This is a genomic window from Streptomyces sp. NPDC033216, assembly GCF_055577115.1.
The window spans coordinates 233558-258631 of sequence record NZ_JBVIQK010000010.1; the positions used below are offsets into that span (position 1 = coordinate 233558).

Here is a 25074-nt window from a genome sequence, read left to right on the forward strand (position 1 = left end):
ATGACAGGCCAGGACATGACCGTCATCTCTGTTGACACCTGTCTCAACCGCTGGACGGGGAAAAAGTCCTGCTCAGCACCGGTCGCCCTCCCCGGCGCGCTCGTCGGGGCCCTCCTCGATCCGGGCACACACGTCCAGGGGGTCGACGCCCGCCCGGCCCAGCACCTCGACGGCACGGGCCTGCGGGTCGGCGAGGATCGCGGCGAGCAGGTCGACTCCGCGGGTGATGTCGCCGTCGGGGAGCCGGTCGGTGTCCGGGCCGCGCGATCCGCGGCGCCCGGCGGCCCGCACGCGCGCTTGCCGCAGTGCGGCGGACGCCAGGGGCGAGAACCCCGTGGCGCTCATGACGACGGGCAGGCCGCCGGAGTCCTCGACGCCGCCCTGCCAGCGCAGGCCGTAGCCGATGCTGCGCTGGACGAGATAGCCGAAGAGACGGGCGAGCTGCGGACCGCTGCCGAAGGCGGCGCGCACCTCGGGGTCGTTCTCCAGGAGGGAGTGCAGCAGGTGTGCGGTGTCGACCTGCCGGTCCCCGTCCCGGACGGCCCGTCGGCGAGCGCCCTCGACCGCCGCCGCCAGCTCGTCACTGACTCCGGTGTCGTCTTCCACGGCCCGGAACTCGTGGTCGCGGACCGGCTGCCGGGGGATACGGGGTTGCACATCTCCCACCCCATCAGCCCCGGCCCGCCGGGTCATCCACGGAGGGAACCATCTTCGCGTCCCGCGGAGAGCGGAGAGCGGGGGCGCAATCTCCTCCTCGCGGAGGAGATCAGGCCGTTTCCGTCCAGGGGCGTGCGCCGCCGTTGCGCGCGCCCCTGGGGCACCCGCGGGCGCCCGCCGTCACGTCTCGCGGCCATGGGGGGGAGGAGGTTGCCGACTGGTGACCCTGGCCTCGGTCGACGGCGGACCGTCCGTGTACCGGGTGTACGCCCGCGGCTGACGCGCTGTCCGCCGATCCGTTCCGGGAGGCGTGGCACTGCCTCGACGAGGGGCCGTCCCGCGCGCGTGGGCCCTGTTCGAGGCGGTGGGGGTACGGGCGGGTGGGCAGGTCCGGCAGCCCTCAGTTTCCTGACGGTTCGTCATTATTGATAGTTCGCGCCACTGCCGCTACCTTCCGCGTCACCGCAGCCCGAGTCGCCGGACACGAAGAGGTGGTCGCATGGCCGAAGTCAGCGCGGAGGCACTTGTCCAGGCACCGGCCGAGAGGGTCTGGGCGCAGCTCACGGACTGGTCCGCGTACGGGAAGTGGAACGCGACCCACACCGACTTCCCCCAGGGCGGCCCGAGGACGCTGGAGGTGGGCGGGACCTTCCAGGAGAACATGAAGCTGATGGGCTTCCCGGCCGAGGTCGAGTGGACCTTCGAGGAACTGGAACCGGCGCGGGTGCTGGCCATCCGCGGCAAGGGCCCGATGGCGGTGACCGTCGTGACGCGCTACACGCTGACGCCCGACGGCGACGCCACGGGCGTACGGATCGACGGCGAGTTCACGGGCGCGGCCGTGTCGCTCATGGCCGGCAGGCTGAGGGACTCGGCGACGGCCGCGCTCAACGAGTCGCTGCGCAAGCTGGACGGGCTGACCTCGATGACGGCCTGAGGCCGCCCCGGCCCGCGTACGGCAGCGGAAGGCGTCCCACGAGGTCGTCCGCGGGGCGCCTTCGCCTGCCGTGCCGCACAGCCGTCAGTCCTCTTCGGCGAGGATCAGATACAGCTTCTTGCGAGCGTCGTTGATGACCGTGAGCGCCTTCTCACGTTGCTCCTTGCTGCCGGTCTTCCAGACCTGCCCGAAGGCCTCCATCAGGCCGAAGCCGGCCTGCCGGATCTCGCCGAGTGCCTCCCAGTCGACCCCGCGGGAGGCTTCCTCCCAGGGGGCCTCGGGACCCTCCTCGGCCGCCGTACGGCCCGCGTCGGTGAGGGAGAACAGCTTCTTGCCGCCCTCCGACGCACTGCTGATCAGGCCCTCGTCCTCCAGCAGCTGGAGGGTGGGGTAGACCGAGCCGGGGCTCGGCTTCCACGCGCCGCCGCTGCGCTCGGCGATCTCCTGGATCATCTCGTAGCCGTGCATGGGCCGGTCCTTGAGCAGCGCCAGGATCGAGGCCCGCACGTCACCGCGCCGAGCCCTCCCCCTGGGGCCGCCACGCCCTCGCCCGCCCCAGGGCCCACCGAACCCCGGTCCACCCGGCCCACCCGGTCCACCGGGCCCGAAGGGGCCGAAGGCCGCCCGACGCCCGTCGAAGCCGCCCCCGCCACGCCGGGAGAAGCCGTCCTGTCCATGTCCACGCTCGTATCCGTGGGTACGCATCGCCATCACTCCGTTCATTCGGTCGTTGATCGTTCGCGATGCGTCAACGATATATCGGGACTGTTCGCATGACAAGACCTCCGTGTGCGCGCCGACGGCCGGGGCGAGCCGGAACGCGCGAGGAACTCCGACCCCGAGTCCGGGTGGCACCGGTGGCCGGTGGCTGGGTCGCTCTGTGGGGCTGTCGTCCCGCGGTGACTCGGGAGTCCGCCCGGCTCGCTCTTTGCTCACTTCGAGCATGGACCCGGCCTTCGCACGAGGCCACCGCTCCACCGGCGCCCCGGCCTGCCGGACGGGGCGTGACGCGATTTCAGTGGGTCCCCGTGGGGCGGGACATGGACGGGTATCAGGCCACGGCCGGCTCGAGCGGAGCGAACGGGAGCATCTCGTCGCCCTCGGGTTGCACCACGCCGTAGGTGCTCTCGGGGACCGCGTTCCAGGCGCCGGGGAGGTCACCGAGGGGTTCGGACACGATGAGGCGGGTGCCGTCGGCGACCCCGCGCAGGAACTCCACGTCCGGGTGGAGGGAGCGCAGAGTCTCCACCCGGGTGCTGTAGAACAGCGAGCGCGAAGCCTTCTGGCTGGAATAGCGGAAGCCCCACAGCCGCTCGCCGTCCGTCAGGGCCAGCGTCATCTGGAGCGGGAACTCCACCCCGTGCTCATGACCGGTCCGTTCCACGAGGCCCGCCATGCGCGCGACGGCGCCCGGCGGGTCCTGCTCCAGGCCGAAGGTGAGGGCCAGGTAGAACATCATCTCGGAGTCCGTGGAGCCCTCCATGTCGAGGAACAGCTCCGGGTCGACGGCGAGCGCGAGGTCCCGCCGTACGCGGTGGAACTCCGCGATCGCGCCGTTGTGCATCCACATCCAGCGGTCGTGGCGGAACGGGTGGCAGTTGGTCTGCTGCACCGCCGACCCCGTCGAGGCGCGGATATGGGCGAAGAAGAGGGGGGAACGGACATGACCGGCGATCTCCCGCAGATTGCGGTTGCTCCACGCCGGGCCGATCTCCCGGACGATGGCCGGGGTCCGCAGTTCCGGTCTGTACCAGCCGACTCCGAAGCCGTCGCCGTTGGTCGTCTCGACACCCATCCGGGAATGCAGACTCTGGTCGATCAGTGAATGCGTCGGCTTGTAGAGGATCGTCTCGAGCAGGACGGGCGTACCCGAGTAGGCGAGCCATCGGCACATCGCGCGCCGCCTTCCTGGCCGTTCGGGACGCGCGCGGACGGCTGACGCCCGCCCGCGCGCGGAAGGTTGGCTACCGCAGCGAGGCGGTGTCCGACCGCGACACGCACAGGCCCCAGATGACGAACCCGGAGAAGGCGATCATCACGACGGACCAGACCGGGTAGTACGGCAGCGACAGGAAGTTGGCGATGACGATGAGTGCCGCGATGGCCACCCCGGAGACCCGTGCCCACATCGCCCCCCGGAAGAGTCCCAGGCTGATGATCACGGCTACCGCGCCGAGCACGAGATGGATCCAGCCCCAGCCGGTGAGGTCGAACTCGAAGACGTAGCTGCGGGTCGTGACGAAGACGTCGTCCTCGGCGATGCCCATGATGCCGCGGAAGATGTCCAGGATTCCTGCGAGCATGAGGATCACGGCCGCGAACACCGTCAGGCCCTCGGCCCAGTGCTGCTTGGTGGTCCCGGTGTGCGAAGTGTGAGTCGAGCTCATACCGTCGCCTCGATTCGGTGTCGTGGGTGTTCGTCGGCCGAAGGCGGACGCGGACGCCACGGGAACGGGGCGCAGAGGTCGGACGCCGGGATCGGTTCCGTCAAGCACTGCGGGAAGCGCAGTGATCCGGATCGCCCTCCTCAAGCCCGGTCATGGCGCTCACCGCCACTTCTCGTCATGCCTTGGGCAACGCTCCCTCCAGCATCCCAGCGTCTCCGTGAGTTCGCGCGGTGGGAGGCGTCCGTGCCCCTGAGCGATGTGGGGGACCGGTGGGCCCCAGGGATGTCACCCCTGCTTCCCGCCGGGTGGATGCCCGCGTGTCGGGCACGGAGAGGGGGCTCCCGTGGGCTCGTACGCGCCGCTCGCAGCACCGAGGTCGTCCGGAGCACCGCGGTCTCACCCACCGTCGCCGCATCGGCGAAGCGGCGACGGTCTACCCGGTGCGACCGAGGGGCGGGGTCGCCCTGACGGCCTCGTGGCACCTGCCGCCTGGTCACGCCCCTTGGTGCCTCAGGCGCTTGGTCCCACCCGCTCCCGGTACCACTGCGCCGCGGCCCTCAGGCGGCTCAGCGGGCCGGGGCCCGGTGGCTCGGCCGTCAGTTTCCAGACCTCGTCCGCGCGGTACCAGTGGTCGCGGCCGAGCAGGGCGAACTGGCGTTCCGACGCCCGGCCGGGCGTGGACCGCAGACGCTCCACACAGGTGGCCCAGGGCCAGTCGACGTCAGGGCGGGGCGGCAGCACGCCGTGCTCCGCCAGCACCGCCAGCAGGTCACCGACGCGCACGGGGTCGGGGTGGCCCACGTGGTACACGCCGGGGGGCACCGGATGCGGCCCGGTGGCGATGGCGGCGATCAGACGGGCCAGGTCACCGACGTCGACCACCGACAGCAGGGCACGGCCGCCGTCCCACTCGGCCGGCACCCGCTCGACCAGTTCCCGCAGGCCGGGCACGACCCAGCGGTCCCCGGCCCCGAGCACGATCCCCGGCCGCAGGACGACCGCGCCGGCCTCCCTGGCGTAGGCCTCCCCGGCCAGTCGGGTCCGGCTCACGACGGAGGCCGGCTCGGCGGGAATCTCGTCCACGGCGATGCCCCGGTGCGGGCCGGCGCCGTACACCGCTGCCGTCGACAGGTGCACCGCGCGGTGGACGCCGGCCCGCCGGGCCTCGGCCATCAGCGCGCGGGTGGCGTCGACGTTGACCGCCTCGCAGAGTCGCTCGTCCCCGCCGATGTACGAGGCCAGGTGGACGACGGTCCGAGCGCCCTCGCACAGACCGCGCACCACGTCCGGCTCGGTCAGATCTCCGCGCACCCACTCGACGGACCCGGCTTTCACGGCCCCCGCCCTCACTCCGTCCCGGGGGATCGTGCGGACCAGGGCGCGCACCCGTGCTCCCCGACCCAGCAGCGCGCCGAGCGCGTGGGACCCGATGAAGCCCGTCGCACCCGTCAGCACCAGTGTGCCCTCGTCGCTCCTCGTCCTGGTGCCGTTCAGGGAGATGTCCTTCCGCCAGTCGTCACGCCCGCCGAGGCCGGTCGCCCACACCGCGACCAACGTCCGGGCACGCACGGCCGGTTCCCCGACCGGTCCAGGACTCGACGATTGGCCTTGGCCCTCGTCGGCCCCCGCCGCCTACCGTCGCCACATGCGGATCCGAATCGTCGACGCCTTCACCGACCGCCCCTTCGCCGGGAACCCGGCCGGGGTCCTCCTGCTCGACGCCTTCCCGGGCGACGACCGGCTCCAGAACGTGGCCCTGGAGGTCAACCAGGCCGAGACGGCGTTCTCGCACCCGCTGCCGCCGGGCGGCGAGGCGGACTGGGCGTTGCGCTGGTTCACGCCCGTCACCGAGGTGGCGATGTGCGGTCACGCCACGCTCGCCACCGCTCACGTCCTGTACAGCACGGGCGCCCACTCGGGGCCGGTGCGGTTCGCGACCCGGAGCGGCGTGCTCGTCGCGACGCCGGCCGAGGACGGTTCGATCACCCTGGACTTCCCGACCGCCCCGCTCACACGCGTGGAGGTCCCCGACGGTGTCGCCGAGGCCCTGGGCGCCGAACCGTTGGCGGCCTTCGACACCGGCCCGGACGTCGGCGACCTGCTGATCGAACTCGCCGACGAGGAGACCGTTCGCGCGCTGCGCCCCGACCACAGGGCCCTGTGCGCCCACTCCGCGCGCGGCGTCATCGCCACCGCCCGCGCCGGACGCCCCGGCCTCGGCCACGACTTCGTCTCCCGCTGCTTCTTCCCGAACGTCGGCATCGACGAGGATCCGGTGACCGGCAGCGCCCACACGGCCCTGGCGCCGTTCTGGTCGGGTCGCCTCGGCCGCGCCGAGCTGACCGGTCTCCAGGCCTCACCGCGCTCCGGTCACGTGCGGACCGAACTGCGCGGCGCCCGCACCCTGCTGAAGGGCCGCGCGGTCACCGTCATCGAGGGCGACCTGCTCGCGTAGGCGGCGCCGGTGTTCGGCGTCCGCCTGGGCATGCGGTCGACGTCAGGCCCCGGGCCAGGGCCGTACGCCGCTTGCCCTCATGCCGTGGGCAGCCAGTCCACCTTGCCCGCCAGCAGCGCGTATCCGACGAAGGCTCCGATGTCGAGCAGGGAGTGTGCGACGACCAGGGGCCCCACCCGCCCCCAGCGCCGGTACAGAAAGACGAACACCACGCCCATGACCATGTTGCCGACGAACCCGCCGACGCCCTGGTAGAGGTGGTACGAGCCGCGCAGCACGGAGCTGGCCGCCAGGGCGCCGACCGGTGTCCATCCCAGCTGGCGGAGGCGGCGCAGCAGGTACCCGACGACGACGACCTCTTCGAGGATCGCGTTCTGGAGCGCCGAAAGGATCAGCACGGGGTACTTCCACCACACGTCGGGCAGCGCCTCGGGGACCACCGTGAGGTTGAAGCCGAGGCCGCGGGCGGCAAGGTAGAAGGCGATGCCGGAGCTGCCGATGACGGCGGCGATCGCGGTGCCACGGCCGAGGTCCGGCCAGGGGCGGGTGCGGTCGAAGCCGAGGATGCGCAGGCCCTGTCCCTCACGCAGCAGGAGGTGCGCGACGAGCGCGACGGGGACGAGGGCACTGGCGATCCCGAACAGTTGCCAGGCGAGATCGAGCCAGGGACGGCCAGGCGCGGCCGAGGCGTTGAGGGTCGCCGCCTGGTCCTTGAGGCCGCCCGGCTCGGTGACCGATCCGACGAAACTGATCAGGGCGGAGACGCCACTCGCACCGAGCGAGACGCCCAGGACGAGCAGCGTCTCGTCCCGGAGGACGCGTCGGGAGAACTGCTCCTGCGGAAAAGAACCAGCCACCTACCGGGCCTCCACCTTCGCACCTGCCGCACCACCGTCGGACGTCACAGCTTGCCCGATCGGTGCGATGCGACCGGCGGCGACCCCACTCCACGCGGATCCGGCGCACGGGCCACGCGTCGAGGGGCGCGGGATCCGGGCTCCCGCGCCCCTCGCGCTCTCACCCGGTGGGGACGGGCTCCGGCAGTCCCACCGGCCAGGTGTGCGCCGGCTCCCCCTGATGACTGAGTTCCGCGTAGCGCCGGGTCGTCGCCGCCAGCGCCTCGTCCCGCGACAGCCCGGCATCCAGCGCGCGATGGAACGTCGCCACCTGCCAGCTCGCCCCGTTGGTCCGCCGCCGGCACCGCTCCTCGATGATTCCCAGATACAGGTCCCGGTCGGCCGGCTCCACGCCCCACGCGTCCAGCCCGGCCTCGGCCAGCGGCAGCAGCTCGTCACGTACGAGGCTCACCGCGTCGACCTCCGCGACGCCCCCCAGGCGGCCGCGCCGGGGCCAGCGCAGGCGGGCGTCGATGCCGTAGCGGCAGGCGGCGTCGAAGTTGGCGGCGGCGGTCTCGAAGGGCATCCGGGTCCAGACCGGCCGTGATTCCTCGGCCAGGGCGCGGACCACGCCGTAGTAGAAGGCCGCGTTGGCGACGACATCGGTCACCGTCGGGCCGGCGGGCAGGACACGGTTCTCGACGCGCAGGTGCGGCACGCCGTCGGCGATGCCGTAGACGGGGCGGTTCCAGCGGTAGACGGTGCCGTTGTGCAGGACCAGCTCGGCGAGCTTGGGGGTGCCACCGGCCGCCAGGACCTCCGTCGGATCCTCGTCGTCGCAGATGGGCAGCAGGGCGGGGAAATAGCGCAGGTTCTCCTCGAACAGCTCGTACGCGGAGCTGATCCAGCGCTCGCCGAACCAGGTCCGCGGGCGCACGCCCTGCGCCTGGAGTTCCGGCGGCCGGGTGTCGGTGGCCTGCTGGAACAGCGGGGGCCGGGACTCGCGCCACAGCTCGCGGCCGAAGAGGAACGGCGAGTTGGCGCCGATGGCGATCTGGGCGGCGGCGACGGCCTGCGCGGCGTTCCACACGTCGGCGAAGCGGTCCGGCGTGACCTGGAGGTGCAGCTGCACGGAGGTGCAGGCGGCCTCCGGGACGATCGACTTCGAGGTGCAGGACAGATGCTCCACGCCGTCGATGTCGAGCAGGAACTCCTCGCCGCGGGCGGCCACGATCTGGTCGTTGAGGAGGGTGTAGCGGTCGACATCGGAGAGGTTGGACGTGACCAGGTCGTCACGGTCGAGAGTCGGCAGAATACCGATCATGACGATTCCGGCGTCGACCTCGCCCGCCTTTCGGTGGGCATATGCCAGCGATGTGCGGACTTCCTCCGCGAGCCGGTCGAATACCCGCCCGCCCAACCGGTGTGGAGCTATGTTCACTTCCAGATTGAACATGGCGAGTTCTGTTTGGAAATCTCGGCTGGCGATCCGCTCCAGCACTTCACCGTTCAGCATTTTCGGCAGACCGTCGGCGCCCGCGAGATTCAGCTCGATCTCCAGCCCCATGAGATTCTTGGGGCGGTCGAAGCTCTGCTGGGCCAGCAGCCGCTCCAGCACCGTCAGACACTGTCGCAACTTGTCGCGGTAGCGCTGACGATCGGACAGGTCGAACGCGCCTGCCACGACCTTCTCCCCCATCGGGCGTCCCTCCTCGCGTGGGCGGTCCGAGGATCCGGCCCGCCGGTGTCACCGGGGTCAGGTGGGATGATGCCCGGCCCCGTCGATCGATAACGTCACCTACCCGGCATGGCACCCGCTACTCTGACCGAAGCCGTGGGGGTGACCGGAGGCACATTCACGGGGCATGCGGCATTCGGCCGATGCACGAACTCGGCATCTCGTGAAAAACGCCGACGAGAATAGGCCGACCGCTGCCTTTGCATATCCTGAGGTCATCGAGCCGCACCCCGCTTCGAATCGGGATGATTCACACGTATCGCCGTCCTGATGGAAACTTGACGAGTATCCCCGAAGCGGCTAGACGAAACACAGTCTGAACACGTGTCGTATAAACTTTGCGAACAAGGCAGAGAAGGTGGACACCCGCGGTCGAAGCAGCCTGTCGTCGTCCCCGGGACGCACGGCAGGCCGCAGGCGCACCCTCGTTCCCAGACCCCGGCCCCCGCCTCTCCGACCTCACCCTGAGAGCTGACAGCGCCGTCCGCCCCACCCACGCCCTCGTGCCACCGTGCCTGTCGAATGAGAGGCGACCCACCATGCCGCTGCATGTCCCCCCGGCTCCCGCGCCCGCCCTGCGCTCCGTCCTCACGGCACTCGGTTCCCCCACCGCGGTCCGCGAGGCGAGGACTCCCTCCCTGCGTACCGCCCAGGGACCCGTCACCCCGGAACTCCCGCTGCCCCTGCACGTCCTGGACCGGATCACCCCCGAGGGCGTGTCCGCCACCAGGCTGGCCGGCTGGCGCTTCCTGATCCGCTGCGGCGACCGGACGCTCGCCGCGGCCGAGACCCGGTTGACCCCGGACGGCTGGACCTTCGCGCACTTCTTCGAAGGCCCGTACCTCGCCTCCACCGAACTGGCACTGCGCCAGGCCGAGTCGACGACCCAGCCGTACCAGGCGCGCCTGCTGTCCGTGCCCAGCCTGTACATGCTCACCCTGTGGCTGCACGGCGACTGCGCCTCGGACGGCACCACCGGTCATCCGGCGGCGACCGACCTGTTGGTGCCGCTGGCCCCCGCACCACCCGGCATCGCCGCGCACCGCCCGCACCGGGTCGCCGAACTGCTGCCGGTCCTCAGCCTCCGGGTGGCCCGGCCGCCGCTGCTCGGCTCACCGGCCTGACCCGTACGCCCGCAGCCCCCGTACCCCGCCACCGCGGCCCCGGTGGCGGGGTACGGTGCGCCGCTGCACCGGCCCGAGGCGGACCGTGCGGACTCCGGGCCATGCGGACTAGCCCCATTCGGCCAGCCGGAACCACCCGAAGTGACCGTGCGGTGGGAATGAACCGCTCGCGCGGGTGACGCGTCCTGAACCTGTGAGTAGCGGTGCCGCGAAATCCCTGCGGATCGACGCCCGTAGGGCAACACTGGGTTCCGACCGACTTATCACAACGGGGGGCGGCCATGAACGACGTTTCACGCCGCGAGACTGACACGACACACCTTCCGCACACCACGCCAGAGCGAGAGATCCCCTCCATGTGCCAGCACCAGCCACCGTGCCCGACAGCCGACTCCGCCGACCGGGAATCCGCCCGCCTCGTGGCGCACCACCCGGAACAGGGCTGGAGCCTGCTGTGCAACGGCGTCCTGCTCTTCGAGGACACCGGCGAGATCCTGCCGGACGGCCGGATCATCGCACCGCACCGCCCGCTGACCGGGGGCCGGATCGTCACGGCCGCCTGAGCACCACCTGCTGAGCACCATGGCTGATCGGGGTGTGCGAGAACCTCGCACCGTCCGATCGGACCGCTTGATGAGTCCACCTGCGCAGCACCGCCTCGGCATCACGCGGACGGCACCCAGGAAACACCGTCCGCCGACCCGAGGGGCCGGACCGCAGCCGCCGCTGCGCGCCGGCCCCGACGCGCGTCCGGGAGTGTTCACTCCCCGTGTTCCCACGAGTTCCCTCCTGTGTCCGGCTGGGGGTCTGGCGCCACCCAGCGCCTGCTGTCCCTCGGCCATCGCGGGATCGACCTGACCGCGAGCCCGCCGCGACTGCTCCGCTCACGGGCCCGCTTCCCCCGGCCAACGGGCCGGCGCCGGCCGGCGTCGCCGTCGCCGTCGCCGAATCCCTGGTCGTCTCGGGGCAGCGTTCGCGTCGGCACCCTGGTGCAGCGCCTCCACTTCAACGCCTCTGCTTCAGCGCATCTCGGATCGCGTGGTACGCCGGCTTCGGCGCGAGCTGCTCGTCCCACGGCAGGGCCGCTCCCTCGCCCGGGAAGAACGCGGGGATCCACGAGTACTTGTCCGTGTAGTCCCAGAGGGTGATCCCGGCGCACCGCCGTACCGCGAGGCACGCCTTCGTCATGTCCCGGTACCAGTCAGCCTGTTGGGCCAGCTTCGCCTCGGTCGCGGGCAGCTGCATCCGTACGTCGACCTCGGTGAGCGCGGTGTCCAGGCCGAGGCGTCCGAAACGGCGGAGGTTGTCCTCCAGGCTCGCCGGATAACCGTACTGGAGGGCGAGGTGTGCCTGGAGGCCGAAGCCGTGCAGCGGGACTCCTTGCGCCTTCAGTTCCTTGGCGAGGTCGTGGTAGGCGTCGCTCTTGGGGCCGACGGCCTCCACGTTGTAGTCGTTGAGGTAGAGCCTGGCCTTGGGGTCGGCCTGGTGGGCCCAGCGCAGGGCGTCGGCGATGTAGCCGGGGCCCAGCGTCTTGTAGAAGACCGTCTCCCGGTAGGTGCCGTCCTCGTTGAACGCCTCGTTGACGACGTCCCACGAGTAGACCTTGCCGCGGTAGTGCCGCACCTCGGTCTGGATGTGGTTCCTCAGGACGGCCCGCAGCTCGGGGGCCGTCCACTCCCGTTCGGTGAGCCAGCCGGGCAGCTGGCTGTGCCAGACGAGGGTGTGGGCGCGGATCTTCTGGTGGCCGGCGCGGGCGAGGTTCACGATCTCGTCGCCGGCGGAGAAGTCGAAGACGCCCTGCCGGGGTTCGGTGGCGTACCACTTCATGCCGTTGCCGGGAGTGATCATGTCGAACTCGTCGCGGAGGATGTCCGTGTAGGCGGTGTCGGTGAGTTCGGGATTGTCGGTGGCGCTGCCGAAGTAGCGGCCGTGACGCTCGGCGAGGTCGGCGAGCGTCCGGGGCTTCTCGTGCGCCTGTGCGGACGGGCCGGTGACGACACCGGTGCCGACCAGGACGGCGGCGAGGACTCCGGCGAGTCCGAGGCGGGTGCGGGGGGTGCGGGGCATGGTGCGACTCCTCACGATCGGTGGTGTCGTCGGGCCGTACGTCTCGGGCGCGCTCGTCACCCCTTCGTGGCGCCGGCGGTGAGTCCGCCGACGAGCTGGCGCTCGGCGACGGAGTAGAAGGCCAGGGCGGGGACCATGGCGAGGACGAGATACGCGAAGACGCGGGCGTACTCCGCCGAGTACTGGCCCTGGAACTGCTGCACGCCGATGGGGATCGTCCACCAGGTGGAGTCGGTGAACACCAGCAGCGGCAGGAAGAAGTTGTTCCAACTGCCCACCACCGCCAGCACGGAGACCGTTCCGAGGGCGGGACGGGCCATCGGCAGCAGGATGCGCCAGAAGAAGCCGAGGGGGCCGCAGCCGTCGAGAGTGGCCGCCTCCTCCAGCTCCGCGGGTATCTCCCGGAAGAAGCCCCGCAGGATGACGATGGTCATCGGCAGTCCGAAGGCGGCCTGCGGCAGGATCACCCCGAGTGGGTTGTCCAGCAGGCCGAGCTGGCGCAACAGCAGGAACAGCGGCAGGGCCGCCACCGCGAACGGGAACATCAGCCCCATCGTGAACAGGGTGAACAGCGCCTCGCGGCCGCGGAAGGTGAACCGGGCGAAGGAGAAGGCGGCGAGCGCGGACACCGCGACCACGACCACGGTGGTACCGACCGCGATCAGGGTGCTGCTGCCGACCAGTTGCCAGAACGCGCCTGAGCCGAGGATGTCGGTGTAGTTGGAGGTCACCCACGAGTCGGGCAGGCCGATGGGGTTGCGGGACAGTTCGTCGGTCGATTTGAAGCCGGACAGGACGGCGTAGACGAGGGGGACCGCCATCGCCGTGCCGGCGGCGACGAGGACGATGTGCAACGGAAAAGTACGGCCTGTCCTGCGGGCGCTCACGAGCCGCCTCCTCTCATGGTGGTGGTGGCCCCCTCGAGATCGCGGCGGAGCACGAACCGCTGGTAGGCGAGGGCGAAGACGAGGCTGATGGCGAACATGGCCACGCTGATCGCGCTGGCGTAGCCGACCTGGTAGCGCTTGAAGCCGTACTGGAACATGGTCACGGCCATCGTCTCGGAGTGGTGGTCGGGGCCGCCCGCGGTGGTGACCCACACCAGGTCGAACAGCTGGACCGAGCCGATGACGGACAGGAAGACGCTGATCCGCAGGGTCGGTGCGAGCAGCGGCAGGGTGACGTGGCGGAAGCGCTGCCAGGACCCGGCGCCGTCGATGAGTGCGGCCTCGGTCAACTCGGCCGGGATGGACTGGAGTCCGGCCAGGTAGAGCATCATGTGGAAGCCGAAGTACTTCCACGTCATGACGAGGAACAGGGTGGCCATGACGGTGGACGGGTCGGCGAACCACTCCCCGCCCAGGCCGTCCAGACCGACCGCCCCGAGCACGTGGTCGGCGAGGCCCTGGTCGGGCGCGAAGATCATGGCGAACAGCACGCCGGTGATCGCCTCGGAGAGGATGTACGGCGCGAAGAACAGCGTCCGGTAGACGGCCCGCCCGCGGATGCGCTGGTTGAGCGCGACCGCCAGGGCGAGCGCGAACGGCAATTGGATCACGAGCGAGAGCACGACCAGGAGCAGACAGCGCCACAGGTCGCCGAGGAAGACCGGGTCGTCGAGGAGGCGGGTGAAGTTGTCGCCGCCGATGTAGTCCTCGGGCATGCCGAAGCCACCCCAGCGGAAGAACGAGGCGTACAGCGCGAACAGCATCGGCAGCAGCACCAGCACGCCGAACAGCACCAGGGCGGGCACCTGGAAGACGACGGCGGTGAGCCAGTGGCGTGCGCGCCGCCGGGCCCGCCCGCGGGCGGCTTCGGCGGCCGGGGGCGGCGAACCGACGTCCGGGCCGCTGCGCTTGTCCGGGAGGTAGGTCGAGGTCATCGCCGGCTACTGCTCTTCCTTCGCGACCTTGGTGATCGACTGGGCGACCTGCGTGGGTGACTTGGAGCCGGCTATCAGAGCGGCGACGCTGTCGTTGATCTCCTGGCCGAGGGCCGGTGCGTACGCCTGGTCGAGGTAGAGCTGGAAGCCGGTGGCGGCCTTCAACTGGGCTTGTACGGCCTTGAGGTTGGGGTCGGTCAGCGCGCTCTCGGCGGCGGGCACCACGGGCAGCACACCGGTCTTCTTGACCAGTTCGCTGTCGGTGGTGGCGGAGGCGAAGAACTTGAGGAAGTCGACGGCCTCCTGCGGGGCGTCGGCGCGCAGGGCGTGCCCGCCGCCTCCGCCGAACACCTCGGTGAGCTTGCCCTGCCCGCCCTCGACCTCGGGGAACGGGAAGAACCCGAGGTCGGCGCCGAGTCCCTTGCCGGCGTCGGCCTCCACCACCGGCGCCCACTGGCCCATGAGTTCCATCGCGGCCTTGCCGTTGCCGACGGTGGCGGCCTGCCCGGTGGGGCTGGAGTAGGCGGCGCCGAGAAAGCCCTTCTGGAACGGCTGGAGGTCCACCAGGTCCTGGAGGTGTTGCCCCGCCTGGACCAAGCCGTCCCCGGTGAAGTCCTTGTCCTCGTCGGCCTTCTGGAGGGCGTCGATCCCGGCGGTGCGCATGGCGAGGTAGGCCCAGTAGTACATGCCGGGCCACTTCTCCTTGCCGGCCAGGGCGAGCGGGGTGATGCCGGCGGACTTCAACTTCCTCACGGCGTCGAGGAATCCGCTCCAGGTGGTGGGCGGCGCGCTGACGCCGGCCCGCTCGAAGAGGGCCTTGTTGTACCAGAAGCCGATCATGCCGACGTCGAACGGGATGCCGTAGGCCTTGTCGCCCAGCAGGTACGGCTCCTTGGCGACGGGCAGCAGGGCGTCCGCCCAGTCCTCGGTGCGGTCGGTGAGGTCCTCGACGAGTCCGGCGTCGACCTGCTGCTTCAGTACGCCCCCACCCCAGGTGTGGAAGATGTCGGGCAGCTTCCCGGAGGCGGTCAGCGCGGTCATCTTCGACTTGTAGGCGTCGTTCTCGAGCTGGACGATCTTGATCCTCACCTTGGGGTTCTGGGCCTCGAACTGCTTGGCGAGCGCGGCCCAGACGTCCTTGGTCGGCTGGGTGGTGGAGATGTTCCACCACTCGATGGTGGTCGTCCCCGACGACCCTCCGTCCGAGTCGCCGCCGCAGGCGCTCAGTGCCGTCATGCCAAGACCGGCCGCGGCGGAGGCCGCCAGGAAGCCTCGTCGGGAGAGTCCCGAGTCGCCCATCATGTGCTCCTTGGGGTACTGGGCGACCCCAGGGCCACCCGCGAGATCGAAAGTTTCGGTCGCAATCCAGAAAGCTTCGCTGCTGCCGCACCCTAGGGATAGCCTCGGACGGGTGGCAACCCCTGGGGCGCAGAGAACTTCCCGCATCACTGTGAGAGGTCCGACAGATCGAACAGGCCGAAACATTCGCCCTGATCGGCGAACTTTACGGAGCGGACTGTAGAGGGCCGTCCCGGGAGGGACAAGACCGCGCGTCGGCCCCACGGCGAGCCGGAGGGACTCGTTGCCCGCCGGCGATCGGTGCCTCGACGCGACGTCGAGTGCGAGGAGGTTGACGCGCGACCCGCGCGGCAGATTGAGGGGTTCGGCCCTCGGGGGTCGTCCTTCCCCGGCTTCTCGACACGGGCGACGGCAGGCCGTGTCGCCCGACACCCCCTACGAGACCCCGCACCGGCCGCCCAGAACTCGGGCAGTCCGTGGATACGGGCGCCGGCGAACCCCCGGACGACGGCGACGGCCCTGTTCGGCCAGAGAGAGCGCGCCCCGGCCACCCGTGAGAGCGTGGCGGAACCGGACCGCACCCGCCGCTCCCGCGTCACGCGGGCCGGCGGGGGCGTCCCTCCGCGCCGACCTGCGATCCCTACGACACGAACGACCGCCGTACGGCCGTACGCGCAGGCCCGCTCCTCCCCCACCCCGACCTGCCCCCTATCGTGGCCGGCATGCAGTCCTACACCATCGGCCAGGCCGCGCGCCTGCTCGGCGTGAGCCCCGACACCGCACGCCGCTGGGCGGACGCGGGCCGGGTGCCGACGCACCGCGACGACACCGGACGACGCCTCATCGACGGCGGGGACCTCGCCGCGTTCTCGGTCGAACTCGCCGGATCCGGTGGCGAGGAGGGCGGCGCCTCCTACACCTCGGCCCGCAACGCGTTCCCCGGCATCGTCACCGCGATCAAACTGGGCGACGTCGCCGCCCAGGTCGACATCCAGGCGGGCCCCCACCGCCTCGTCTCCCTGCTGACCCGCGAGGCCGTCGAGGAACTCGGCCTGGAGGTCGGCATGGAGGCCACGGCCCGCGTGAAGTCGACCAACGTCCACATCGACCGCGCCTGAGACTAGCCGGACACCGCCGGCCGAGCACCGAACGCCTGTCGCACCTGCGGACCTCCAGGCCCGATCCTTCCCGCGTATGCGTGGCCACAGCTGACCTGTGCCTCGCACCTGCGGCAGTATCATCGCGGCAGGGGCCCGTCCGGGGCCGCGACGACAGCGAGGAGCGCACCGTGACGACCCGATCAGTTCGCCTGGGCCGCCGCACACCCCGCGCCACGGGCGCGCTGGTCGCCGCGCTGCTGGTGCTGAGCGCCTGCTCCTCCTCCGACGGCACCTCGTCCGGGGCCGGGTCCCCCGCGTCAGGTCCGGCGCAGCTGTCCGGCACGGTGACCGTCTTCGCGGCGGCCTCCCTCCAGGAGAGCTTCACGGCCCTGGGCAGGAAGTTCGAGAAGACCCACCCCGGCACGAAGGTCGTCCTCAACTTCGGCGGCAGCGACGCCCTCGCCGCGAGCATCACCAGCGGCGCCCCCGCCGACGTGTTCGCCGCCGCCAGCAGCAGGACGATGGCGATCGTGACGGAGGCCGGGGCCGACGCCTCCGCCCCGGTCGCCTTCGCCCGCAACCAGCTGGAGATCGCCACCCTGCCGGGCAACCCCCACCACGTCGCCTCCCTCGAGGACCTCACCAAGTCCGGCCTCAAGGTCGTCCTGTGCGACAAGACCGTTCCGTGCGGCACCGCGGCCCAGAAGGCCCTCGACGCGAGCGGGCTGACGCTCACCCCCGTCTCCTACGAGCAGGACGTCAAGAGCGCCCTGACGAAGGTGGAGCTCAAGGAGGCCGACGCCGCGGTGGTGTACAGGAGCGATGTGCGCGCGGCGGGTGACAAGGTGGAGGGCGTGGACTTCCCCGAGTCGGCCGACGCCGTCAACGAGTACCCCATCGTGGCGCTCAAGGACGCCGGGAACGCCGAGGCCGCCAAGGCCTTCGTCACCCTCGTGCGCTCCGCCGAGGGCCAGAGGGCGCTGACCGAGGCCGGGTTCCTGAAGCCGTGACGCCCCCCGCCTCCGACACCCGCGAGGGCGACCGGCGTCCCGGCCGGATCCGCACCGGCGTCCCCACTGCCCTCCTGCTGCCCGCCCTGCTGGGCCTGGCCTTCCTGCTGTTGCCCCTCGTCGCCCTGCTGATCCGGGCACCCTGGCAGAGCCTCCCCGAGCAGCTGGCCAGCCCGCAGGTATGGCAGGCCCTGCGACTGTCCCTGGTCTGCGCCACGTCGGCGACCGCCGTGAGCCTGGTCGTCGGCGTGCCCCTGGCCTGGCTGCTGGCCCGCACCGAATTCCCCGGCCGGGGGCTCGTGCGGGCGCTGGTGACGCTCCCGCTGGTCCTGCCGCCGGTCGTGGGCGGGGTGGCCCTGCTGCTCGCCCTCGGCCGCAACGGCGTGGTCGGACGGTGGCTGGACGCCTGGTTCGGAGTCACCCTGCCGTTCACCACGGCCGGCGTCGTCCTCGCGGAGACCTTCGTGGCGATGCCGTTCCTCGTCATCAGTGTCGAAGGCACACTGCGCGCCGCCGACCGCCGTTACGAGGAGGCGGCCACCACCCTGGGCGCCTCCCGCCTCACCGCGTTCCGCCGGGTCACGCTGCCCCTCATCGCGCCGGGCATCGCGGCGGGCGCCGTGCTGGCCTGGGCACGAGCGCTGGGCGAGTTCGGCGCGACGATCACCTTCGCGGGGAACTTCCCCGGCCGTACCCAGACGATGCCGCTCGCCGTCTATCTCGCCCTACAGAACGACCCCGAGGCCGCCATCGCGCTCAGCCTGGTGCTGCTGGCCGTCTCCATCGCCGTGCTGGCGGGCCTGCGCGACCGCTGGATGACCGCCTCATGAACACCCCCGACCGCGCGACGGACGCCCCCGGCCGCACCCCCGGCACGGCCGACGGCCTCGACGCCCACCTCGTCGTCGACCGGGGCGCCTTCCGCCTCGACATCGCCCTGAGCGCCGCTCCCGGCGACGTCGTCGCCCTGCTGGGCCCGAACGGCGCCGGCAAGACGACGGCCCTGCGCGCCCTCGCCGGCCTGGTGCCGCTCACCGGCGGCCGGCTCCACCTGGACGGCAACCCGTTGGAGCGTACGCCGCCGGAGTCCCGCCCGGTCGGGGTGGTCTTCCAGGACTACCTGCTGTTCCCGCATCTCAGCGCCCTGGACAACGTGGCGTTCGGACCGCGCTGCCACGGCGCGAGCAAGGCCGAGGCACGTTCCCTGGCCGCCGGGTGGCTGGAGCGGATGGGCCTCGCCGAGCACGCCGGCGCCAGACCACGTTCGCTCTCCGGTGGCCAGGCCCAGCGGGTCGCCCTGGCCCGCGCCCTGGCCACCCACCCCCGGCTGCTCCTGCTCGACGAACCCCTCGCCGCCCTGGACGCCCGCACCCGCCTGGAGGTGCGCGCCCAACTCCGGCGCCACCTGGCCGAGTTCGAGGCGGTCGCCGTACTCGTCACGCACGACCCGCTCGACGCCATGGTCCTCGCGGACCGCCTGGTCGTCGTCGAGCACGGCACGGTCGTGCAGGAGGGCGCCCCCTCCGACATCGCCCGCCATCCACGTACCGACTACATCGCGCAGCTCGTCGGCCTGAACCTCTACCGCGGCCGCTCCGACGGCCACACGGTCCGCCTCGACGCCGGCCCCGCGGTGACCACCACGGAGGTCCTGTCCGGGCCCGTGTTCGTCGCGTTCCCGCCGAGCGCCGTCACCCTCCACCGCGACCGTCCCACCGGCTCCAGCGCCCGCAACCTGTGGCGCTGCGCGGTCGCCGGCCTGGAGACCCACGGCGACCAGATCCGCGCCGACCTCACCGGCGAACTCCCGCTGGCCGCCGATCTCACCACGGTCGCCGCCGCGGAACTCGACCTGCGTCCCGGCGCCACGGTGTGGGCCACGGTCAAGGCGGCCCAGACGCACGCCTACCCCGCCTGAGCCGCCCACGACACGCCGTGAGGCCCCCGCCCCGACCGGGACGCGGGCCTCATGACGTAACAACCGGCGGATCAGTCCTGGTACGCGTCCAGCGGCGGGCAGGAGCAGACCAGGTTCCGGTCGCCGAAGGCCTGGTCGATGCGGCGCACCGGCGGCCAGTACTTGTCGGCGGCGGACACGCCGGCCGGGAAGACGGCCTCCTCGCGCGTGTAGGCGTGGTCCCACCCGCCGCCCAGCGCGGCGGCCGTGTGCGGAGCGCCCCGCAGCGGGTTGTCCTCGGCGGGCCACTCACCGGCCCCGACCTTCTCGATCTCGCCGCGGATGGCGATCATCGCCTCGCAGAACCGGTCCAGCTCGGCCAGGTCCTCCGACTCGGTCGGCTCGATCATCAGCGTCCCGGCCACCGGGAACGACATCGTCGGCGCGTGGAAGCCGTAGTCGATGAGCCGCTTGGCCACGTCGTCCACGCTGACACCGGTCGCCTTCGTCAGCGGACGCAGATCGATGATGCACTCGTGCGCGACCAGCCCGCCGGGACCCGTGTAGAGCACCGGGTAGTGCGGCTCGAGTCGCTTGGCGACGTAGTTGGCGGACAGCACGGCCACCTGCGTGGCCCGCTTCAGCCCCTCGCCGCCCATGAGCCGCACATAGGCCCACGAGATCGGCAGGATCCCCGCGGAACCCCACGGCGCGGCCGAGATCGGCCCCACACCCGTCGCGGGCCCGGCCTCCGGCTGGAGCGGGTGGTTCGGCAGATACGGCGCCAGGTGCGACCGTACGGCCACCGGGCCCACGCCCGGACCGCCGCCGCCGTGCGGGATGCAGAACGTCTTGTGCAGGTTCAGGTGCGAGACGTCGCCGCCGAAATGCCCGGGCTTGGCGAGCCCGACAAGCGCGTTGAGGTTGGCGCCGTCGACGTACACCTGGCCGCCCGCCTCGTGCACCTGCGCGCAGATGTCGGCGACGTGCTCCTCGAACACCCCGTGCGTCGACGGGTAGGTGATCATCAGCACGGCCAGCTCGTCCCGGTGCTTCTCGATCTTCGCCCGCAGGTCCTCGACGTCGATCTCACCGTCGTCGGCGGTCTTCACGACGACGACCTTCATCCCGGCCATCACGGCACTGGCGGCGTTGGTGCCGTGCGCGGAGGACGGGATCAGGCACACGGTCCGCTGCTCGTCGCCGTTGGCCCGGTGGTATCCGCGTACGGCGAGCAGTCCGGCGAACTCGCCCTGCGACCCGGCGTTCGGCTGAAGGGACACCTTGTCGTAGCCGGTGACCTCGGCGAGCCGCTCCTCCAGCTCATGGATGAGCGTGAGGTAGCCCCGCGCCTGCTCGGCGGGCGCGAAGGGGTGCAGCTGACCGAACTCGGGCCAGGTGACCGGCTCCATCTCGGTGGTGGCGTTGAGCTTCATGGTGCACGAACCCAGCGGGATCATGCCCCGGTCGAGCGCGTAGTCGCGGTCTGCCAGCCTGCGCAGGTAGCGCAGCATCGCGGTCTCGGAGCGGTGCTGGTGGAAGACGGGGTGGGTGAGGATCTCGTCGCCGCGCAGCAGGTCGGCGGGGAGGGTGTCCTGCGTGGCCGCGTCGAGGGCCTCGATGTCGCCCTCGGCCCCGAAGGCCCGCCAGACGGCGGCGATCTGGGCCCGCCCGGTGGTCTCGTCGCAGGCGATCGACACGTGGTCGGCGTCGACGAGGTGCACGTTGACGCCGTTGTCCCGCGCGGCGGCGACGGCCTCGGCGGCCTTCGCGGGCACCCGCACGGTCAGGGTGTCGAAGTAGGAGCCGTGCACGACCTCGACGCCGGCGGCGGTGAGCCCGGCGGCCAGGATCGAGGCGTAGCGGTGGGTCCGCCGCGCGATCGCCCGGAGCCCCTCGGGCCCGTGGTAGACGGCATACATGCCGGCCATGACGGCGAGCAGCACCTGCGCCGTACAGATGTTGCTGGTCGCCTTCTCCCGGCGGATGTGCTGCTCACGGGTCTGCAACGCCAGCCGGTACGCCCTGTTGCCGTCGGCGTCGACGGACACGCCCACGAGCCTGCCGGGCAGGCTGCGCGCGAACTTCTCCTGGACGGCCAGGTAACCGGCGTGCGGCCCGCCGAAGCCCATCGGCACACCGAACCGCTGCGTCGTACCGATCGCGATGTCCGCGCCCAGCTCACCGGGTGAGGTCAGCAGCGTCAGCGCGAGCAGATCGGCGGCAACGGTGACGAGCGCCCCCAGCTCGTGCGCCTGCTCGATGACCGGCTTCAGGTCCCGTACGGCTCCGGAGGCGCCCGGGTACTGGATCAGTACGCCGTTGATCTCGCGCGCGGCGATGTCGGCCGGGATGCCGTCGCTGAGGTCGGCGACGACGACCTCGACGCCGGTCGGCTCGGCACGGGTCTCGATCACGGCGACGGTCTGCGGCAGCGCGTCCGCGTCGATCAGGAAGAGGCCCTTCTTGTTCTTCCCCATGCGCCGGGACAGAGCCATCGCCTCGGCCGCCGCCGTGCCCTCGTCGAGCAGCGATGCGCCGGAGGTCGGCAGCCCGGTCAGATCGGCGACCATGGTCTGGAAGTTCAGCAGCGCCTCGAGCCGGCCCTGCGAGATCTCCGGCTGGTACGGCGTGTAGGCCGTGTACCAGGCCGGGTTCTCCATGACGTTGCGCAGGATGACCGGCGGGGTGAAGGTGCCGTAGTAGCCGAGCCCGATCATCGAGTCCAGGACCTGGTTGCGGGCGGCCAGCGACCGCAGCTCGGCCAGCACCTCGGCCTCGGTCCGTGCGCCCGGCAGGTCCAGCGCGTCGGCGTTCTTGATCACATCGGGGACCGCGGCGGCGGTCAGCTCGTCGAGCGAGCCGTAGCCGACCTGCGCGAGCATCTTGGCCCGCGCCTCCTGGTCGGGCCCGATGTGGCGCTGCTCGAAGGGGATTCCCTGTTCGAGGTCGGAGAGCGGAATGCGATGGGCGGTCATTGCGGAGGCCTCCTGGTCAGACACGACCTTCGAGGGGCACCACTGGCGGGTACCCGGACGGCCTCCCCCTCTGTCATCTCAACCTGAGAGCTTCACCGGCCGCCCGAGGGCACCCGGCTTTCACCGTCGGTGAGAGCGGAAGCCGTCGACGCCGTCGGCACCCGCCCTGCTTTCCAGAGTGACCTCGTCCGTGCGGTACGTGAGCCTGAGAGATTCCGGGGAGGATTTGCTCCTTCGGCGCCTCCGGCGATCTCCGGAGGACTCTCCCGCACGGGGTCAGCAGCCGTTGCCAGACTACCAGCGAGGTCAACGAGGCCTCCTTTCGAGTGGCCGCCGCCCCCGATGTGCTCTTTCGTAGTGCTTACGGATGAGTGTGTGACCAAGTGGAGGGGTCTCGTGCAGACCGACATCGATCCGCGCAACCTGATCGGCCGCAAGGCGTTCGACCGCAACGGCACCAAGATCGGCGTCATCGACGAGGTCTACCTCGACGACGCGACCGGCGTGCCGGAATGGGCGGCCATACGGACCGGCCTGTTCAGCAGGGACGCCTTCGTCCCCCTGGAGCCCAGCGAACTGATCGAGGGCACCCTCCACGTCCCCTTCGACCGCGCCCTGATCAGGGACGCCCCTGACTTCGGCGTGGGCCGACACCTCTCCCCCGACCAGGAACTCCAGCTCTACCACCACTACGGCCTCGACGTGGGCGCCCCTCCGCCGCTCCCGGACCGCGACTTCGGCAGACTGGCGGGCAAGGAGGAGACCTGACCGGAGCGGACGCACCCGTGACCCAGCGCCGCCAGGAGCCCTCGGGTCATGGAGGGGCCGGGCCCGCCGGTGACGCGTCGCATGCGGGAACCGACGGGATCGGTGCGCCCGTCGACGGGACCGATCCGACCTCGACCTCCAGCCCGGAGACGGCGAAGTGCCGCCATGCGGTGGCGGCCCCCGGCCCGTGATTGCGGATCAGGCCGCCCGGGGCGAGTCACGCACCCGGGCGTCGTCGTCGGCATACCGGCCGGGCTCGGTCGTCAGCGCGACGAGATCGATGTCCGAGTCCGCCCGTCCCGGTGCCCCCGCCCCCGCGCCCCGGATCCGACGAGCGGCGCCCCGCCGACGTCCTCGTGTCCCGCAGCCCACCCGGTGACCCGTTCGCACGCCCGCCCGCACCTCGTCACGCCGCACCGCCGAGACCCGGCCGGACCCGTCCGTTCTCGTCCGCCACCGGACAGCACTCCACTCGGTCCCGTCACCGGCCACTCCCCTGCGGTGACCGCACCACGGGCACTTCGCCGGCCCCGCCCGGGACCTGTTGCTCGTCCGGTCTTCGCCGGACCAGCGGCAGCGGATCCGCAGGCTCCAGATCGGGATCGTCGACCCGGAAGGTCCGCACCCGGCCCACCTCCGAGTCGGGTGTCTCGAACCGCACGGTGACCCTCCCCAGCCCGCTGCCCTGCACCCACCCGTGGCCCAGCTCGCAGTGGCGCACGTCGAGCCCCGGCCGCCACCGGTGCTCCGCGGGCACGGCCTCCGCCACGGCGGGCTCCTGCGGCAATTCGTCCTCGGGCCCGTCCGCCCGCATCCCGGCCGCCCGTACCTCGGCCGCCTGCGCGAAGAGGTCCTCCTGCGTGTAGTCGGCCAGCCCGCTGACGCCCACGCCGAGGAGGCGTACACCGCCCGTCGTGTCCACCGCGTCCAGCAGCCGCGCCGCCGCCTCCCGCACCACCACCGGGTCGTCCGTGGGCCCCCGCAGGGTCTCGGACCGGGTGAGCGTGGAGAAGTCGTACCGCCGCACCTTCAGCACGATGGTCCGCCCCGACAGCCCCGCTCCCCGCAGCCGCCGCACACACCGGTCGGCCAGCCGCCGCACCTCCAGCTCCACCCGCACCCGGTCGTGGATGTCCACGTCGTAGGTGTCCTCCACCGACACCGACTTGGTTCCCCGTTCGGCGACCACGGGCCGGTCGTCGCGGGCCAGCGCCATGGCGTACAGCGCGTGCCCGTGCGCCTTGCCCAGCAGCCGTACCAGCTCGTCCTCCCCCGCCTCGGCCATCTCCCCGACCGTGGCGATCCCGGCCCGCCTCAGGTGGTCGCCGGTCGCCGGACCGACCCCCGGCAGCGTCCGCACCGACATCGACGCGAGCAGGGCCCGTTCGGTGCCCGGCTCGATCACCACCAGACCGTCCGGTTTGGCCTGCTCGGAGGCGATCTTGGCGAGCATCTTCGAGGCGGCCAGCCCCACCGACCCGGTGAGCCCGGTGACCGCCCGTATGTCGGCGCGCAGCCGCACCCCGGCCAGCCGCGCCGACTCGCTGTCCCAGGCCGCCTCCCCGGCCTCCAGATCCACGAACGCCTCGTCGAGGCTGAGCGGCTCCACCAGCGGGGACAGTGCCCGCAGCAACGCCATGACCTGGTCACTGATCTGGCGGTAGAACGCGCCCCGCGGTACCAGGTACGCGGCGTTCGGGGCGAGCCGGCGTGCCTGGGCCATCGGCATCGCCGAGTGCACCCCGAAGACCCGTGCCTCGTACGAGGCGGTCGCCACCACCCCGCGCGGGCCGAGCCCGCCCACGACCACGGCTTTCCCGCGCAGGCTCGGCTTGGACGCCTGTTCCGCCTGCGCGAAGAAGGCATCCATGTCGAGGTGCAGGATGGTGGGCGCGTTTCTCACATCTCCGATGCTGCACCACGCCACTGACAATGACGT

At 71.5% G+C, this 25074-nt stretch carries 22 protein-coding genes and 1 riboswitch; of the genes, 9 read left to right on the plus strand and 13 right to left on the minus strand.

Annotation, left to right across the window (positions count from 1 at the left end):
- Positions 1 to 72 precede the first annotated feature (72 nt).
- Positions 73 to 657: a hypothetical protein gene (locus ACZ5Y0_RS20650; protein WP_469130122.1), complete on the minus strand. Its 585-nt coding sequence runs from the start codon at positions 655 to 657 to the stop codon at positions 73 to 75.
- 499 nt (positions 658 to 1156) lie between these two features.
- Here ACZ5Y0_RS20650 and ACZ5Y0_RS20655 point away from each other — a divergent pair, with 499 nt between their 5' ends.
- Positions 1157 to 1594, plus strand: coding sequence for a type II toxin-antitoxin system Rv0910 family toxin (locus tag ACZ5Y0_RS20655; protein ID WP_469130123.1), 438 nt, complete (start codon positions 1157 to 1159; stop codon positions 1592 to 1594).
- A gap of 84 nt (positions 1595 to 1678) precedes the next feature.
- On the opposite strand, the gene ACZ5Y0_RS20660 is transcribed toward ACZ5Y0_RS20655, so the two are convergent.
- From ACZ5Y0_RS20660 to ACZ5Y0_RS20675, 4 genes are all read right to left on the minus strand, one after another.
- Complete coding sequence (locus ACZ5Y0_RS20660) at positions 1679 to 2299, minus strand: PadR family transcriptional regulator (protein ID WP_469130124.1); 621 nt, start codon at positions 2297 to 2299, stop codon at positions 1679 to 1681.
- A 346-nt stretch (positions 2300 to 2645) separates the two neighbouring features.
- Entirely contained in the window at positions 2646 to 3488 is an 843-nt protein-coding gene (locus ACZ5Y0_RS20665) for a class II glutamine amidotransferase (protein WP_469130125.1), read from the minus strand.
- Positions 3489 to 3558: 70 nt separating this feature from the next.
- The gene (locus ACZ5Y0_RS20670; RefSeq protein WP_469130126.1) at positions 3559 to 3981 is read right to left on the minus strand and encodes a DUF7144 family membrane protein; all 423 of its coding nucleotides are present in this window, start codon (positions 3979 to 3981) and stop codon (positions 3559 to 3561) included.
- 510 nt (positions 3982 to 4491) lie between these two features.
- Positions 4492 to 5550 carry an NAD-dependent epimerase/dehydratase family protein gene (locus ACZ5Y0_RS20675; RefSeq protein WP_469130127.1) on the minus strand — a complete coding sequence of 353 codons (1059 nt, stop codon included), beginning with the start codon at positions 5548 to 5550 and terminating at the stop codon, positions 4492 to 4494.
- A gap of 76 nt (positions 5551 to 5626) precedes the next feature.
- Here ACZ5Y0_RS20675 and ACZ5Y0_RS20680 point away from each other — a divergent pair, with 76 nt between their 5' ends.
- Positions 5627 to 6436, plus strand: coding sequence for a PhzF family phenazine biosynthesis protein (locus tag ACZ5Y0_RS20680; protein WP_469130128.1), 810 nt, complete (start codon positions 5627 to 5629; stop codon positions 6434 to 6436).
- A 77-nt stretch (positions 6437 to 6513) separates the two neighbouring features.
- Here the strand turns inward: ACZ5Y0_RS20680 and ACZ5Y0_RS20685 are convergent, their stop codons facing one another.
- Both ACZ5Y0_RS20685 and ACZ5Y0_RS20690 read right to left on the minus strand, forming a co-directional pair.
- On the minus strand, positions 6514 to 7293 hold the full coding sequence (locus tag ACZ5Y0_RS20685; RefSeq protein WP_469130129.1) for a CPBP family intramembrane glutamic endopeptidase: 780 nt from the start codon (positions 7291 to 7293) through the stop codon (positions 6514 to 6516).
- Positions 7294 to 7453: 160 nt separating this feature from the next.
- Positions 7454 to 8971: a glutamate-cysteine ligase family protein gene (locus ACZ5Y0_RS20690; RefSeq protein WP_469130130.1), complete on the minus strand. Its 1518-nt coding sequence runs from the start codon at positions 8969 to 8971 to the stop codon at positions 7454 to 7456.
- Between the two features lie 578 nt (positions 8972 to 9549).
- On the opposite strand from ACZ5Y0_RS20690, the gene ACZ5Y0_RS20695 reads away from it, so the two are divergent.
- Both ACZ5Y0_RS20695 and ACZ5Y0_RS20700 read left to right on the plus strand, forming a co-directional pair.
- A complete protein-coding gene (locus ACZ5Y0_RS20695; protein ID WP_469130131.1) occupies positions 9550 to 10134 on the plus strand; it encodes a hypothetical protein in 585 nt (194 codons plus the stop codon).
- A 356-nt stretch (positions 10135 to 10490) separates the two neighbouring features.
- Positions 10491 to 10697 carry a DUF5999 family protein gene (locus tag ACZ5Y0_RS20700; RefSeq protein WP_469130132.1) on the plus strand — a complete coding sequence of 69 codons (207 nt, stop codon included), beginning with the start codon at positions 10491 to 10493 and terminating at the stop codon, positions 10695 to 10697.
- A 442-nt stretch (positions 10698 to 11139) separates the two neighbouring features.
- On the opposite strand, the gene ACZ5Y0_RS20705 is transcribed toward ACZ5Y0_RS20700, so the two are convergent.
- The 4 genes from ACZ5Y0_RS20705 to ACZ5Y0_RS20720 all read right to left on the minus strand — a co-directional run bounded on the left by ACZ5Y0_RS20705 (position 11140) and on the right by ACZ5Y0_RS20720 (position 15382).
- Positions 11140 to 12201 carry an endo-1,4-beta-xylanase gene (locus ACZ5Y0_RS20705; protein ID WP_469130133.1) on the minus strand — a complete coding sequence of 354 codons (1062 nt, stop codon included), beginning with the start codon at positions 12199 to 12201 and terminating at the stop codon, positions 11140 to 11142.
- A 56-nt stretch (positions 12202 to 12257) separates the two neighbouring features.
- Entirely contained in the window at positions 12258 to 13022 is a 765-nt protein-coding gene (locus ACZ5Y0_RS20710) for a carbohydrate ABC transporter permease (protein WP_469130159.1), read from the minus strand.
- Between the two features lie 62 nt (positions 13023 to 13084).
- The gene (locus ACZ5Y0_RS20715; RefSeq protein ID WP_469130134.1) at positions 13085 to 14083 is read right to left on the minus strand and encodes a carbohydrate ABC transporter permease; all 999 of its coding nucleotides are present in this window, start codon (positions 14081 to 14083) and stop codon (positions 13085 to 13087) included.
- Between the two features lie 6 nt (positions 14084 to 14089).
- Positions 14090 to 15382 (minus strand): extracellular solute-binding protein, encoded by a 1293-nt coding sequence (locus tag ACZ5Y0_RS20720; RefSeq protein WP_469130160.1) that lies wholly within the window; start codon positions 15380 to 15382, stop codon positions 14090 to 14092.
- Positions 15383 to 16104: 722 nt separating this feature from the next.
- Between ACZ5Y0_RS20720 and ACZ5Y0_RS20725 the strand changes: the two genes are divergently transcribed.
- From ACZ5Y0_RS20725 to ACZ5Y0_RS20740, 4 genes are all read left to right on the plus strand, one after another.
- Positions 16105 to 16500 (plus strand): TOBE domain-containing protein, encoded by a 396-nt coding sequence (locus ACZ5Y0_RS20725; protein WP_469130135.1) that lies wholly within the window; start codon positions 16105 to 16107, stop codon positions 16498 to 16500.
- Between the two features lie 170 nt (positions 16501 to 16670).
- Complete coding sequence (gene modA, locus ACZ5Y0_RS20730; RefSeq protein ID WP_469130136.1) at positions 16671 to 17492, plus strand: molybdate ABC transporter substrate-binding protein; 822 nt, start codon at positions 16671 to 16673, stop codon at positions 17490 to 17492.
- Positions 17489 to 18322, plus strand: a complete 834-nt coding sequence (gene modB / locus ACZ5Y0_RS20735; RefSeq protein WP_469130137.1) for a molybdate ABC transporter permease subunit — start codon at positions 17489 to 17491, stop codon at positions 18320 to 18322. The genes modA and modB overlap by 4 nt, the downstream gene beginning before the upstream one ends.
- Positions 18319 to 19410, plus strand: coding sequence for an ABC transporter ATP-binding protein (locus ACZ5Y0_RS20740; protein ID WP_469130138.1), 1092 nt, complete (start codon positions 18319 to 18321; stop codon positions 19408 to 19410). Before modB ends, ACZ5Y0_RS20740 begins: the two co-directional genes overlap by 4 nt.
- Positions 19411 to 19481: 71 nt before the next feature.
- On the opposite strand, the gene gcvP is transcribed toward ACZ5Y0_RS20740, so the two are convergent.
- Positions 19482 to 22367, minus strand: coding sequence for an aminomethyl-transferring glycine dehydrogenase (gcvP, locus tag ACZ5Y0_RS20745; protein WP_469130139.1), 2886 nt, complete (start codon positions 22365 to 22367; stop codon positions 19482 to 19484).
- Positions 22368 to 22550: 183 nt separating this feature from the next.
- Positions 22551 to 22646, minus strand: a riboswitch (glycine riboswitch).
- Between the two features lie 117 nt (positions 22647 to 22763).
- Here gcvP and ACZ5Y0_RS20750 point away from each other — a divergent pair.
- Positions 22764 to 23135, plus strand: a complete 372-nt coding sequence (locus ACZ5Y0_RS20750) for a PRC-barrel domain-containing protein (protein ID WP_469130161.1) — start codon at positions 22764 to 22766, stop codon at positions 23133 to 23135.
- A 481-nt stretch (positions 23136 to 23616) separates the two neighbouring features.
- On the opposite strand, the gene ACZ5Y0_RS20755 is transcribed toward ACZ5Y0_RS20750, so the two are convergent.
- On the minus strand, positions 23617 to 25038 hold the full coding sequence (locus ACZ5Y0_RS20755; protein ID WP_469130140.1) for a DNA polymerase IV: 1422 nt from the start codon (positions 25036 to 25038) through the stop codon (positions 23617 to 23619).
- Positions 25039 to 25074 lie beyond the last annotated feature (36 nt).